The organism is Methylophaga sp. SB9B (assembly GCF_004832235.1).
In the GTDB taxonomy this organism is placed as follows: Bacteria; Pseudomonadota; Gammaproteobacteria; order Nitrosococcales; family Methylophagaceae; genus Methylophaga; species Methylophaga muralis.
Window position 1 is genome coordinate 164,070 of record NZ_SSXS01000002.1, and the last position, 13,450, is coordinate 177,519.

Sequence of the window (13,450 nt, forward strand, 5' to 3'; positions counted from 1 at the left end):
AACTTGATGAGAAATGTAAGGAACCCGTATGTCGTCGCGACCGTTTTCACGACTAAAACCCATCGTAATTAGCCTGTCCTTGGCAGGAATAGCGCCATTTTATGCATTGCCTATTGTTGCTGAAACGGTTCTGTCCGAGGTTCAGCAGTTCAACATTCCAGCAGGCAATCTGGATCAGGTGTTAAATCATTTTGGCTTGGAAGCCGGACTAGAACTCTATCTGGATGGCTCCTTGTTACAAGGACAAACTAGTCGTGGTTTGAACGGCCAATACAGTGCCTTGGATGGTTTACGCACATTGCTTCAAGGCACAGGATTAACTGCTATCCAGCAAGCCGATGGGGCTTACCGTATTGGTTCACCCGATGTGATTTATCCGGAAAATAATCTCGCTGGATCTGTGCAACTTGATGCAATTGATGTGCTGGGTAAAAGCTTTGCCTTTACCCGTGATGAGCAGGGTTATAACGATGTATTCGACAAAAATATTTCAAGCACTTATGCAGGAAAACAGGAGCTTGAACGATTTAAAGGCTCCTCTCCAGCAGACATGCTGAGTGGCATGCTCAATGTATACAGCTCGGATGCCCGTAACAGTGGAGGGCTTGACCCCAACATTCGTGGCATACAAGGACCAGGCCGTGTGCCAGTCAGCATTGACGGAACCGAACAAGCCATCACGATATGGCGCGGTTATAACGGCGCAAATAATCGTAGTTATATTGATCCAAATCTGATTGGTAGTGTTCAGGTTTTAAAAGGTCCCAACCTGGAACGAAATGTCCATAGTGGAATAGGCGGGGCGGTTGTAGCCTCCACATTGACAGTTGATGACGTTCTCAAACCCGGCGAAGAGTTTGGTGGTGAACTTAAAGTTGAGGGAAGTAATAATGCCGTTACTACAGACGTTCCTCGCTTATCAACTGGAACTGCTTATACCGACATACCGGGATTTACAGCTTCTGGTGATATCTACGATCCGACATTATTAGTTGAGCCACATAGTGGTGGCCAAAGTTATTGGGATGACTACGCTTATCGACTTGCGATAGGGACTCGTCAGGATTTTTTCGATCTAATGGGGGCGTACGCTTACCGTAAAAAAGGCAATCATTTTTCCGGTAAACATGAGGATGGTTTTTACTCACGTGGATCGGAAAATATCCAAGAAAGTCTGGTCCCTGATTTAGCCAATGTCTATAAGCCCGGTGATGAACTACCGAACACCTCCAGTGAAATGGAATCCTGGCTAGCTAAGGCAACATTTAAGTTCAGTGATAATCACAATCTAACTTTTGGATATCGTGAAACAGATACTACCTACGGCGAAATTTTTCCTTCCCGTATTCTTTGGAGCAAAGCAGTTGATGACGGCGTGCCACAGTGGCCGTTAAGCACGGTCGATAGCAAAGCTTATAACGTCGAATATCAACTCAATCCTGAAAATAACCAATTGCTCGACTTCTATGCCAGTGTCTGGAGAACCGACACAGTAAGTAACACTTATACCGCGGGTGGCTACCCTAATGAACCTTATGAAAGAGAAGCCTCTGGTGACCATCGGCTCATCAATACCGCATTGCGAAACGCAATTGAAAAACGCAATGGTCTGACATTAAGTAATACTTTTTCACTTTCGAATAACCTCGACCTGACACTGGGTGGACGCTATCAGCATGAACAATTGCGTAGTGACGATAACTATGACGATCCGGATTTACAACGTCTTTTCCGCATGGTTCCCAAAGAAGGTCGACGGCAGGAAAAAGACTTTAATTTTAACTTTGCCTGGAAACCTACCAGCGTTATCAACATTGATGCGGGGATGCGCTACTCGTCATTCTGGACATTTGATGATTTTCGTAAAAGTAGACTGGATGCAGGTGATAACAGTTTCACTAGATATACCCCAATTACTGGACAAACGATTCATTATGAATATGACTACACTCTTACTCAGGATGATGTTCAGCCCGCTATAGATAATTTTGAAGCCAATCGCGCCTTTTATGAAATGTTTGGTGCGGATGTTGATGCACTGATTCAAACGGAATTGGACAAAATAGGTACCACTACCTCAATGACTGAAAGTGCTGTTTGGGAAAAAAACAGTAAGGGAAAATATAGCCGAAACAATCATCCGTGCCTGAATGCAGAAGTAGAGATAACTGCCTGTCATAATGGCATACGACAAACGGGTGATGTGCAGACCATACAAAAAGTTAAACATCTTAAAGGAGATGGTTGGGCTCCCGTTCTCTCTGCAGCGCTTGATTTACCCAACGATAGCCGTGTTTACGCTCGTCATAGTCAGGCATATCGTTTCCCAAGTCTATTTGAAAACACCATCAGTTTTTCAGCGTCATTACCCAGTCCGGATTTTCAACTAAAACCTGAGCATATCTATAGCTATGAGTTGGGTTACGTGCAAAACCTGACCAGATGGGTCAATGCTGAATATGCCGATCTAAAACTCAGCTATTTCTACAATCGCACCGAAAATGTCATTGAACGTGATCCTAATATGAACTTCAGCAATCTGGAAAAACAAACGATTGAGGGCATCGAATTCCAGGGGCGATATGACACAGGACGGTTTTTTACCAACCTCAGTGTGGCTTATAACTTTAGAAATGAGGTATGTGATGAGCACTCCGCTGTGATGTTGGATTACCTATCTACCAGTGATTGTGTTGATGATGGCTTTGTGGGGGGGTATCTCGTCAGTATGGCCATGCCTGAATACACCGCCAGTTGGACGTTAGGGGGACGTTTCCTAAAACGTAAACTGGAGGTGGGCAGTCGAGTGACCTACTACTACAGACACGAAGACAAATTCGATAGTAATTATCGTGATCCCACTGAAATTACCTATTTCGCCAATACACCATTGTCCTGGGACACAATTCTGTTATTCGATGCGTATGCCAGCTATCAGTTAAACGACGATCTGAATATTGAACTGACAGGTACAAATTTAACTAACGAATATTACCTCGATCCGATGAGCCGATCGGCTATTCCAGCACCCGGTAGGACTGTGAAACTCAGTCTGACGGCTAAATTTTGAACAAAGGGAGGTGATATATAGAAAAAACTACGTTTAACAAACAAAGCGAGAACTAATTTTATTTTTTAATGAATAAGGAATATGCCATGAAAATCACAAATAAACTGTCTATTTTAGCGTTAATGTTAGGTCTGGCCAGTGTTACTCAAGCTGATCCAACAACAGTGTCTGGTCAGAGTTATCTCGGTGATATTACCGTCGGTGGAACTACTGATACAAGCATCGACCATCCAGGTACAGAAGGTGCTCCGGGTGTGGGCGTCACTGACTTTCATTCTGGTGCTATGGTGAGTTTTAGCGGTTTGGATAGTATGGTCGCTGATGACAGTAACGGTATCAATACTATTACACCAGCAATGATGCCACCATCTCATGCAGCTCTTGGTTATTTTGACTTTGCCAAAATTTCGGGCAATGAAGTCTATTTTGGTGAATGGTCACAAAATGGTACAACCAACGATCCTACCAGAGTCGTTTACTATGCAGGTGAATCGCAAAATACCACGATGCCAACAACAGGCATAGCGTCATATAACATAAATGGTATTAATAACTATAACGGTAGCAACCTGCTGACAGGCACGTTGAATGCAAATTTCGGTACAGGAAACTTGTCTGGTTCTATGAGTAGAACGGGGCTTACTATTGCTATTAATGCAGCTATTAACAGTTCGAATGCTAGCTTTTCTGGTGGTGCATTAGCAAATGGTAGTGTGGGTGGAACCGCTGAAGGTCACTTCTTCGGTGCCAATGCTGCTGCGTTAGCAGGGATTGCCAAGTTCACCAGCAACCGTGACCTGGACACCGCATTTGGTGGTGCTCAGTAATCATTGCTGTTTCATGGATGAAATATGGCCAGATGCCTTCGGGCATCTGGCTTTTTCTTTTATTACCGAAGCCGAATTATGTTGCCTGAATTACGTTTAACGTTTGTTTCTTCACGGAGATTGACGATCATTGCAGTACTTTTTATCAGTCTATTAGCCACTCAGAACGGCTGGGCGGATGATAAGGATACTTCTCTGCGGCTGAATCAAAGTATTGATCTGCAATCAAATGAGCAAGAACGCCAAATCCTCAAGGATGAGGATTACCTCAAAGGAGAGCGTCCGACCTTAACGATTGATGGTAAGTCTTACACGATCAAACATGATGTGAATGATGTTGGGCGAGCGTTATACATGTCGATTCAACAGAAACAATGGCCCGCAGTGATTTATTTTCTGGATGAATATCTGACCTTTGCCAATGCAGATCCAATGTTGATTGCCTATGCTCAGGGCTCTCTCGCCAGACTGCAGGGCAATATGCAACAGGCCGAAGCAGAATTTAAAACACTGCTTGATATTAAACCGGATTTTATGCTCGGTCAGCTGGAACTGGCACGTGTGCTGTTTGAAAATCGCAAAGATGCCGAATCGGAAGCCATGTTTCAGCAGATTGCTCAGTCGCTTAATCCGGCAGATGCTCGCCAGCAGGGTGTACTCACTACCGTCGACAGCTTTCTGCAAGCGGTTGATAAACGTCAGGCATGGCAAGGTTCTATCGCATTAGGCCCAACCTGGTCGGATAATCTAAACCAGACATCGGAAAGTTACAGCTGTCTGTTTTTCTACGGCTCGGTTTGCCTGTTTGAACGTGCCACCCCGGAAGCTGTTAAATCGCATGGAGTGGATTATGAGCTGACGTTAAACAAACGTTTTGCACTGTCTGGTCATCATGGTCTGTTTTTCCGTTCGTTATGGTTTGGGCAAAGTTATAAAGATCATTCGATTTATAACGAAAGCCAGTTGAGCACCCAGTTCGGCTATAGCTACCACGATATGCGTAATCAGTATTCTTTAGCACCATCATTTGAGTTTGTTCGTTACGGTAATGATTCGCTATACGGAGCTGCGGGTTTGCATGGCGAATGGCTGCATTATCTGACCGACAAAGTGATGTTCAAGCTGGAAGCAGACTATAAGGATCAGCAATACCGAAAAGACATTCTTGCCGACCAGTACGACGGTGGTATCTGGTCTAGCTATGCCACAGCATGGTATGGCTTGCCAAATAACTGGACATTATTTGGCGGTCTGGATTGGACCCGTAAAACAGCCGAAGTTGAACAAAATGCGTATGAGCAAATTGGTGTCAGGGCGGGTGTTGCCAAGAACTTTAATGAGCATATTAATGCAGTGCTTTTCGTGTCATTACGGGAACGAGAACATGATGCATTTAATGCGTTATTGGATGAGCAGCGTAAGGATTTCGAACAAAACTATACCGTTATTCTGCGTTTTCCGACCCTCGCTGTTTATGGATTGGAGCCTAATCTAACTTTTAAACACCGAAAAGTGCAGAGCAATGTGGACTGGCTATATTCCTATGACAGCAACAGTGTCAGCCTGAAACTGGAAAAACGTTTCTGATCAATTTAATCCCGAAATCGAGAATGTTATGCGCTCTTTTCATGCTTTTTTACTGATCCTAGGCTTATTAGCTTTTAGCCTGCAATCCCGTGCTGAAACGGCCGATTGGCAGCAGTTTCAATCACAAGCGACACAAGCCTATCAGGATGGAAACTATCTGTTGGCGGAACACACAATTCAACAAGCCATCCGCGTTGCTGAAAAGGCAGACAACGGTGCTGCCTATAAAGCTAGCAGTTTAAATATGCTGGCCTATATTTACTCAGCCCAAGGGCAGGTCGATCAGGCGCTGCAAGCGATAAATCAGGCTGTGGAACTGAGCCGACAGGCATTTGGAGAACCCCATGAACAACTGAGTCAGTTGTTATTCAATCAGGGGCAATTATTAGAACAGGCCAGTAACTCCGAGCGGGCCAGACACTCTTATCAACAGGCTATCAACGACTATCTTGCCTTAAACAGTACCGGTGATAATAAGTTGTGGCAGGCAGTATTAGCACAGGCTCATATTCTGACAGAGGAAAAACAATTTACCGAGGCAGAAAGTGTGATTAAAAAAGCGTTAGCTGGCTTTCCGGAACACAGTCAGTTTAATCACCAGCCAGAATCTATCGAAGACTCTGTGGATTTGCGTGTGTTACTGGCACAGATTCAAATAGCACAGCAGCAGAATAAACAAGCAATTGAATTACTTGAGCAGGTCAGACAGTTATTGCAGCAACAGTCATCGCCGGAGAATGAGCGTCAGTTGCTGGTGTTGGAGTTACTGGCAACAGCTTATGAAGATAGCCACCAGCAAGCCAAATCTACACCAATACGTGAGCAGGCATTACTGATACGCCAGCAACAAACCACGCCGAGCCTGGCCAGTGTGATGCACCTCAACGAACTGGCATTGCGTCAGCAACTTGATGAAAACTATGAGCAGGCTGACAGGTTTTACCAACAGCGCTCGCCCTGTTGGTAGAGCTGAATAAAAGTGATTCCATTGAGCAGGCTTTGATTCTGGGAAATCGGGCAAGTCTCAAGCTACAGCAGCAAGACAATAAAGCGGCTTTGGCTTTATTCGAGCAAAGCTTGCTACTGCATAATCGATTCAATCAGCGTCCCCTTGAAGCATCAAAAATCGCCACCTACAGCGCAACGATCTATTACAACCAACGGCAATATGCGAAAGCTGAACCATTATTTTTACAAGCATTGAAGCTGCTGGATAGCAGCACATATGCCGATAAGGACAGTCTGTTGATTGCTCTGGATAATCTCGCCGCATTGTATCAATCATGGGGAAAACCGGGTAAAGCCACAGCATATTCCAAGCGTGCCAGAGAATTGAAAAATAAATAAATGCGAATCTTACGTATTTATTTTTACGGAAATCATCATCTCGTTCGGTATAAGAGATAACCCCTATCATTTAATGGATATAAAAATGACACAATTAGCAGATTCAGGAGTACTTTCGGTGTATCTGAAAGAAGGCACTCATGCGATACATGATCAATTGGATCGATGTGTTATGCAGCTTAACCCTTTTGCCGATAACGCTCATTATCAAGGATTTTTACGGATGCAGCTTCGTTTGCACTCAGCTGGTGAGCAGGTTTATCACAATCAACAGATCAATAACCTTATCCCTGAAATCGAGCAACGCAGTAGATTAAATGCCGTATTGCAGGACTGTGCTGATTTAGCTATTCCAATTGAACTGCAACAACATGATCAGCAGCTAGGTCAGCTTTTTAAAATTACTGATCCCTATGCTGGTCTAGGCTGGTTGTACACCATTGAAGGTTCGACACTGGGCGCCGCCATGCTGCTTAAACACGTTAAAAATTCATTGGGTCTGTCTGAGACCTATGGTGCCAGACATATGGCCGCGCATAGTGATGGCAGAGCCACCCATTGGCGTGAATTCAAAGCAATACTGGATAGTTTGACGCTTAATGATTTGCAAAGAAAACAAGCTCTGGATGCAGCCAAACAGGCTTTTTATTTTGTGACTGAAACAGTTGATGAAATTATGGTCATTGGCAAAAAAGAAGTGGCTGGCTAATGTTAAAAATAGCACTGTGGCGTTTTCTGGCATTATTTTTTGTCGCATTGGCTTTTATTGGGGTCATTCTGCCCGGTATTCCTACCACAGAGTTTGTGCTGTTAGCGGTATGGGCTTCGGCCAATGGCTGGCCTAAATTGCATGATTGGTTATTAGCCCATCCGCGATTTGGGCTGCTGATTAAGCAATGGCAAACCCACCGAGCTATTCCTCGGCGAGCCAAGTGGATCGCTGGCCTAAGCATGCTACTGAGCACTATGCTGTTGATTTTCTCTAATGCACCATTATGGGTGAAATGCTCAGTGCCAGTCACGATGGCATTAGTGATGATTTGGTTGGCCCGTCGACCTGAAATGCCATTGTTAAGCTGTGAAAACGAGAAATAATTAATGACATTACTGAAACAGATAATTCCGTTGTTTTTGGGGCTAACCATGGTTGTTTCGGTTATGGCGGAGGATACGTTGGCTCCAGCTGTAACCACTGATAACACCGAAGTTATTGATACTGAACAGGTTGATGGTTCAGCCAGTCAAAACGTGCAACTTAACGTGGAAAATAATGCTGCACTAGATCTCGAACAAGAAGAGCTTCTTGAAAAAACAGAGATGGGAGATGTGGCTCACGATCTCTCCCCTTTGGGAATGTATCATGCAGCTGACTGGGTGGTTAAGTCAGTGATGTTAGTGTTGCTGGCCGCATCCATGCTGACATGGGCGATATGGTTGGCAAAATGGCTGCAGCTAGCAAGTGCCAGAAAGCAGGTGAAAACACTGCTGAGCCAAGTTATGGCATTACACCGATTTGCCGAAGTTCACGAATTAAAACCGGCAGTAAGTGCCGGACAAACATTGATTGATGTCACCGAACAAGAACTTACTTTGTCCAGACAGGAAAACGCCTGGGTAGATGAGGGCATTAAACAACGGATTGCTGCCAGATTGGAGCGCATTCAAATTGCTGAAGCCAGTTCCATGGGGACTGGAATGGGCATCTTGGCAACAGTGGGTGCGGTTGCACCTTTTGTCGGTTTATTTGGGACCGTTTGGGGCATTATGAATGCCTTTATTGGCATTGCACGTTCACAGACAACTAATCTGGCGGTGGTTGCGCCTGGGATTGCCGAAGCTCTTCTGGCAACGGCCATGGGCCTGATCGCTGCGATTCCTGCTGTAGTTATCTACAATCATTTCTCTCGTAAGATTACCGCTTATCGTTCCCTACTGGGCGATGTTTCAACCAGTTTATTAATTCTGGTGAGTCGTGATCTGGATCGGCAAAGTCTTGCTTCTCCTGTTACGACACTTGATTTTCCACAAATCAAAAAAGCAGCAGCGGTGAGCGCGTGATAGGTGGATTTTCAGACCATACGGGTGAGCAGGATCTACCGGAAAATCACGACATAAATGTCACGCCATTTATTGATGTAATGCTGGTGTTACTGATCATATTTATGGTGGCGGCGCCATTGGCAACTGCCAGTATTCCTATTGATCTGCCAACCACCTCTGTTCAGCCACCTTCGGTAGAGCAGAAACCGGTTTATCTTTCAGTAGAAGCTGATATGACGCTGACAGTGAATGACGAAGACAGGCTTACATTGGAGACACTGGAACAGCAATTCTTGAAACTTGTTCCAGATCGTGAAACGCGCATTTTTCTACGGGCAGACAAACGCTTGAGCTATGAAGAATTAATGCAGGTTATCACTGCTTTGGGAACAGCCGGTTATCTGAAAATTGCCTTGGTTGGGCTTGAGAAAACCAGCGGATCCTGAAGTGTCGATCCTTAATCGCTTTACATGGCGGATACTTTTCGGCACCGGAATATTGTTTAGCCTGCTGGTGCATGGCATTGTACTGGGGGCATTTCTCTGGTTTCCGTCGTCAAGACCACCGGTTATTCCCGATGCGGTTCCGATTGAAATTGCCATGGTATCGCCTTTAGTGGCCGCTCCTGATGAACCCGTTATGGTTGAATTGCCAGATGATATCGAACAGTCTGAGGCAGTCCGGCTTCAGCCAGAAGAGCCTATTAAAACCGATTCTTCTCTGCTGGAAAGAACAGATATCGATGCGTATAAAGTGGATACAGAAGCAGATCTGCAAAGCGAACCCACAATAGAATCCTTGCCAGAGCCAGAGCCAGAGCCAGAGCCAGAGCCAGAGCCAGAGCCAGAGCCAGAGCCAGAGCCAGAGCCAGAGCCAGAACTTAAATCCGAATCAGAGCCAGTGGTGGTTTTTGATAGCGTTAGCGAACATTCTGCTCCGGAAACGACAGCACCTCAGGCAGTTGATGTTGAGACTAAATCTGAAACCGCAGTTGCTCAACGCAGCGGGAAACTAAACGAACAGATTGTTCAGGCGAGAAACAATTGGCAACATCGCTTACACGCGCATCTGGCGCAATACAAACAGTATCCCAGTCAGGCGCGGCGGAAAGGCCGAGAAGGAAGTCCGAGGATTGCTTTTACCATGAGTAGAGATGGAAAGGTTATGGATGTTTGGTTAGTGCAAAGCAGCGGTACAGATGTACTGGATCGCGCCGCTCAGGAGCTTATTCGACGGGCAGAACCTCTGCCAGCCTTACCGGATGAGGTTGAGGAATTGCAACTGACATTGACGGTACCGATTAATTACTCACTTTAAATGACAAGTTAAATACGATCTTCGATAGCGGCTTCTATACAGGCCTGCAGGCCTTTTGCAATGTACTTTTCTACGGAGGAAACCGAGACATTCATACGTTTAGCAATCTCTTTATAACTGAGATTATCCAGTTGTCTGAGCAATAGCGCTTCACGAACATTGTCGGGTAAACGTTGCAGCAGAGCATCAATTTCAGTGAGCGCTTCTATCATCTGTACATGTGTTTCTGCAGAAGGAGCATGGTCTTGTGGAAGTTGCAGTAAATAATCCTGATAAGCTTCCTCAATTTGTTTGCGACGATAATTGTCAATCAACAGTCCTTTAGCGATATGCGTGAGGAATCGTTTTGAGTCCTGTTTTTTGGGAAGCCGGCCACTGGTTAAAATTTTCAAGTAAGTATCATGAATAAGATCAGCTGTAACCTGAGGACAACCTGTACGACGCTGAATAAAAATCGATAGCCAGCTGCGGTGTTCCTTATAAAGTTGCTCTACTTGTTCCGTAAGCGATGAGCCGATAACTGCCATGCGTTTTAACTCCAGAAAAGTTCACATAATGATAATGGTTATCATTATCATTTAAAATGAGCTAATCTGCAATATCTGCTAAAAATTCCCTAAAAAGTAAAGGGGTAAAATTTAAGCATATAGTTGAATTGAACAATGAAAGGCTGTTTTTAGCAGATTACTAAACGATTAAATTGTTTTATAAAGTTAGAAAGGTAATTCAAAGGAAGCCAAAGCCTGCCATTATTAAATATCAATTAATTGCCGCGATTTAACCAAGGTTAGCTATAAGTCGGATAAATTCAGCTATGCTCAATCCTCTCTGTTAAACAAAAAGACAGCAACAAATGGATCTTAAAAGCGGTTATCCCTTCTGGGCGATTAAAAATGGATTAATGCGAACCTTTCCGGCGCTGGACCAGGATATTGTGTGTGATGTGGCAATTATCGGGGGTGGTATTACCGGGGCATTGATTGCTGATGATCTGAGTTCAAATGGCTATGCCGTTGCGGTTATAGAACAGCGGGATATCGGCTGGGGCAGCACCGCGGCCAGTACGGCATTACTGCAATATGAAATAGATACCCATCTGACCGAGCTTGCAGCTTTGTATGGCGAGGTTGATGCCTTAAAAGCCTATCGGGCTTGTGCAGAAGCCATTACCGATCTTCAAAAACTTGCTGAAACAGTAGGTGATGTTGATTTCGAAATGCAGGAAAGTTTGTATTACGCCAGTCGCAACCGTGATAAACAGTCGCTCAAAGACGAATTTTTGTTGCGACAAAAACATGGATTTGATGTTGAATGGCTAGAGCCGGATGCGATAAAAAAAGCTTATGGCTTTAAATCGCCCGGTGCCATTCTTAGTAAACTGGCTGCACGAATTGATCCCTATCGGCTTGCTTCTAAACTATTGGACCGATTGCACAATAGCGGCCATAAGGTATTTGACCGCACTGAAATCAAGCAACTGAAACCGTCAGCAGATTCGGTTGAATTACTCACCACAACCGGCCATAAAATCAGTTGCCAGTATGTGATTGTGGCGACAGGCTATGCCAGCCAGAAATTACTTAAACAAAATGTAGCATCAAACCGTAGCAGCTATGCTTTTATTACCGACCCGATAAATCCCGAATTACTGGGCGAACTAAATAAAACCATGATGTGGGAATCCGCCAGGCCTTATCTTTATATGCGAACTACCGGCGATGGTCGTTTGCTGGTCGGTGGAGAAGATGATGATATCGATATTCCGGCAAAACGGGATAAACGGGTAGATAAAAAAGCCCAAACTCTGGCGAAGAAAGTCGAAAAACTTTTTCCAAAATTACCAATGAACCCGACATTTTCCTGGGCCGGCACTTTTGCCGAAACCGAGGATGGATTGCCGTTTTTTGGTCCACATAAGCAATATGGTGAACGCGTGCAGTTTGCCATGGCTTATGGTGGAAATGGTATTACTTACAGCATGATTGGCGCTGCCTTATTAAGAGCCAATATCGAACAGCGCGAGCATCCATTGGCAGAGCTGTTTTCTTTTTCCAGATTAGATTAATGCAACTGCAACTGAGGCAGCGACACAGAACAGCACCGTCCATAATGCAGAGCGCTTCAGCACGAAAATAATTAAAAAACCACCAAGGGCAATCAGTAAATCCAGCCAGTGATTAACGCCTTCGGTGATAATAGGATCATACAAAGCCGCAGCTAATAAACCCACTACAGCGGCGTTGATTCCAGCTACCACCGCACCGGCGTTGGGTAGATGAGCTAGTTGTTGCCACAGCGGTAACATCGCCAGCAATAATAGAAATCCCGGAATAAAAATTGCCAGTGTGGCGAGCAGGGCATTCCAGCCGGATGGCAACTGTGTTGGTATTTCAGCGCCAAGATAGGTTGCCAGCGTAAACATTGGGCCTGGAACTGCCTGAGCAGCACCATAACCGGTTAAAAACTGATCGGTAGTGAGCCAGCCAGTGGCAACCGTCTGCTGTTCCAGTAATGGCAACACAACATGACCACCACCAAATACCAAAGCACCGGCCTGATAAAAACCAGCTAGCATATTAGTCACATTGAGCTGGCTACCAGCAAACAGACTGAGAATAAGCAGCAACATGAACAGGCTGAATAAGATCCAGGCAGTTTGTTTGCCGTAATTGACCGGGAATTTAAAATCCGCTGACAGTTGTTGCTGGCGACATAAAAACCATCCGGCCAGACCACCCAAGATTATTACGGCGATTTGCATAATTGCCAATTTAAAGATCAGCAGCAGTGCAAAACTTAATAGGGCAATCAAAATACGTTGCCAGTCTGGAGTTAATTTCTGAGCCATACTGATAACAGCATGGGCGACGACAGCGACAGCGACCAGTTTTAAACCATCAATAATGGCCGTTCCTATCGTATTGTTCATATGATGGGCGACACTGGCAAAAGCAAACAGCAGTATTGCAGAGGGCAGGGTAAACGCAATAAAGGCGGCAATAGCGCCCATCCAGCCGGCGCGAAATAAACCAATAGAAAAGCCCATCTGGCTACTGGCCGGACCGGGCAGAAACTGCGTTACAGCAAGTAATTGAGAAAACTGTTGCTCAGTAAGCCATTGACGTTTGCTGATAAATTCAGTGCGGTAATAGCCTATGTGGGCAATTGGTCCGCCAAACGCAGTCAGACCCAATTTGAGAAAGGCGAAAAACACGCTGATTACATTATTCAGATTGTTGTTTGCCTTCACGCTTAGATCCCC

General features: G+C 44.9%; 13 protein-coding genes. 11 read left to right on the forward strand and 2 right to left on the reverse strand.

Features of this window, described 5'->3' with window-relative positions; translation table 11 throughout:
• Positions 1-28: 28 nt before the first annotated feature.
• The 10 genes from E8Q33_RS02875 (at position 29) to E8Q33_RS02915 (ending at position 10,188) form a co-directional block, all read left to right on the forward strand.
• Positions 29-3,070 (forward strand): TonB-dependent receptor, encoded by a 3,042-nt coding sequence (locus tag E8Q33_RS02875; protein ID WP_136552671.1) that lies wholly within the window; start codon positions 29-31, stop codon positions 3,068-3,070.
• Between the two features lie 86 nt (positions 3,071-3,156).
• Positions 3,157-3,897 carry a Slam-dependent surface lipoprotein gene (locus E8Q33_RS02880; protein ID WP_069296545.1) on the forward strand — a complete coding sequence of 247 codons (741 nt, stop codon included), beginning with the start codon at positions 3,157-3,159 and terminating at the stop codon, positions 3,895-3,897.
• Between the two features lie 78 nt (positions 3,898-3,975).
• The gene (locus E8Q33_RS02885) at positions 3,976-5,484 is read left to right on the forward strand and encodes a porin family protein (protein WP_247869887.1); all 1,509 of its coding nucleotides are present in this window, start codon (positions 3,976-3,978) and stop codon (positions 5,482-5,484) included.
• 28 nt (positions 5,485-5,512) lie between these two features.
• Positions 5,513-6,451 (forward strand): tetratricopeptide repeat protein, encoded by a 939-nt coding sequence (locus E8Q33_RS02890; protein WP_247869888.1) that lies wholly within the window; start codon positions 5,513-5,515, stop codon positions 6,449-6,451.
• A complete protein-coding gene (locus E8Q33_RS15890) occupies positions 6,445-6,831 on the forward strand; it encodes a tetratricopeptide repeat protein (RefSeq protein WP_247869890.1) in 387 nt (128 codons plus the stop codon). Before E8Q33_RS02890 ends, E8Q33_RS15890 begins: the two co-directional genes overlap by 7 nt.
• Positions 6,832-6,916: 85 nt before the next feature.
• Complete coding sequence (locus tag E8Q33_RS02895; RefSeq protein WP_136552673.1) at positions 6,917-7,540, forward strand: biliverdin-producing heme oxygenase; 624 nt, start codon at positions 6,917-6,919, stop codon at positions 7,538-7,540.
• Positions 7,540-7,926: a YbaN family protein gene (locus E8Q33_RS02900; RefSeq protein ID WP_136552675.1), complete on the forward strand. Its 387-nt coding sequence runs from the start codon at positions 7,540-7,542 to the stop codon at positions 7,924-7,926. The genes E8Q33_RS02895 and E8Q33_RS02900 overlap by 1 nt, the downstream gene beginning before the upstream one ends.
• Before the next feature lie 3 nt (positions 7,927-7,929).
• Positions 7,930-8,889 carry a tonB-system energizer ExbB gene (exbB, locus tag E8Q33_RS02905; RefSeq protein WP_247869891.1) on the forward strand — a complete coding sequence of 320 codons (960 nt, stop codon included), beginning with the start codon at positions 7,930-7,932 and terminating at the stop codon, positions 8,887-8,889.
• Positions 8,886-9,317 (forward strand): biopolymer transporter ExbD, encoded by a 432-nt coding sequence (locus E8Q33_RS02910; RefSeq protein ID WP_136552677.1) that lies wholly within the window; start codon positions 8,886-8,888, stop codon positions 9,315-9,317. Before exbB ends, E8Q33_RS02910 begins: the two co-directional genes overlap by 4 nt.
• Position 9,318: 1 nt before the next feature.
• Positions 9,319-10,188 (forward strand): energy transducer TonB, encoded by an 870-nt coding sequence (locus tag E8Q33_RS02915; RefSeq protein WP_247869892.1) that lies wholly within the window; start codon positions 9,319-9,321, stop codon positions 10,186-10,188.
• Positions 10,189-10,196: 8 nt separating this feature from the next.
• Here the strand turns inward: E8Q33_RS02915 and E8Q33_RS02920 are convergent, their stop codons facing one another.
• Positions 10,197-10,715, reverse strand: coding sequence for a sigma-70 family RNA polymerase sigma factor (locus E8Q33_RS02920; protein WP_136552679.1), 519 nt, complete (start codon positions 10,713-10,715; stop codon positions 10,197-10,199).
• A gap of 326 nt (positions 10,716-11,041) precedes the next feature.
• Here E8Q33_RS02920 and E8Q33_RS02925 point away from each other — a divergent pair, with 326 nt between their 5' ends.
• Entirely contained in the window at positions 11,042-12,253 is a 1,212-nt protein-coding gene (locus E8Q33_RS02925) for an FAD-binding oxidoreductase (RefSeq protein WP_069295581.1), read from the forward strand.
• On the opposite strand, the gene chrA is transcribed toward E8Q33_RS02925, so the two are convergent.
• Entirely contained in the window at positions 12,245-13,438 is a 1,194-nt protein-coding gene (gene chrA / locus E8Q33_RS02930; RefSeq protein WP_136552681.1) for a chromate efflux transporter, read from the reverse strand. The genes E8Q33_RS02925 and chrA overlap by 9 nt on opposite strands.
• Between the last annotated feature and the right edge of the window lie 12 nt (positions 13,439-13,450).

Coding starts and splice junctions, on each gene's coding strand:
- E8Q33_RS02875 (WP_136552671.1), top strand. CDS start 29: ATGTCGTCGCGACCGTTTTCACGACTAAAACCCATCGTAATTAGCCTG.
- E8Q33_RS02880 (WP_069296545.1), top strand. CDS start 3,157: ATGAAAATCACAAATAAACTGTCTATTTTAGCGTTAATGTTAGGTCTG.
- E8Q33_RS02885 (WP_247869887.1), top strand. CDS start 3,976: ATGTTGCCTGAATTACGTTTAACGTTTGTTTCTTCACGGAGATTGACG.
- E8Q33_RS02890 (WP_247869888.1), top strand. CDS start 5,513: ATGCGCTCTTTTCATGCTTTTTTACTGATCCTAGGCTTATTAGCTTTT.
- E8Q33_RS02895 (WP_136552673.1), top strand. CDS start 6,917: ATGACACAATTAGCAGATTCAGGAGTACTTTCGGTGTATCTGAAAGAA.
- E8Q33_RS02900 (WP_136552675.1), top strand. CDS start 7,540: ATGTTAAAAATAGCACTGTGGCGTTTTCTGGCATTATTTTTTGTCGCA.
- exbB (WP_247869891.1), top strand. CDS start 7,930: ATGACATTACTGAAACAGATAATTCCGTTGTTTTTGGGGCTAACCATG.
- E8Q33_RS02920 (WP_136552679.1), bottom strand. CDS start 10,715: ATGGCAGTTATCGGCTCATCGCTTACGGAACAAGTAGAGCAACTTTAT.
- E8Q33_RS02925 (WP_069295581.1), top strand. CDS start 11,042: ATGGATCTTAAAAGCGGTTATCCCTTCTGGGCGATTAAAAATGGATTA.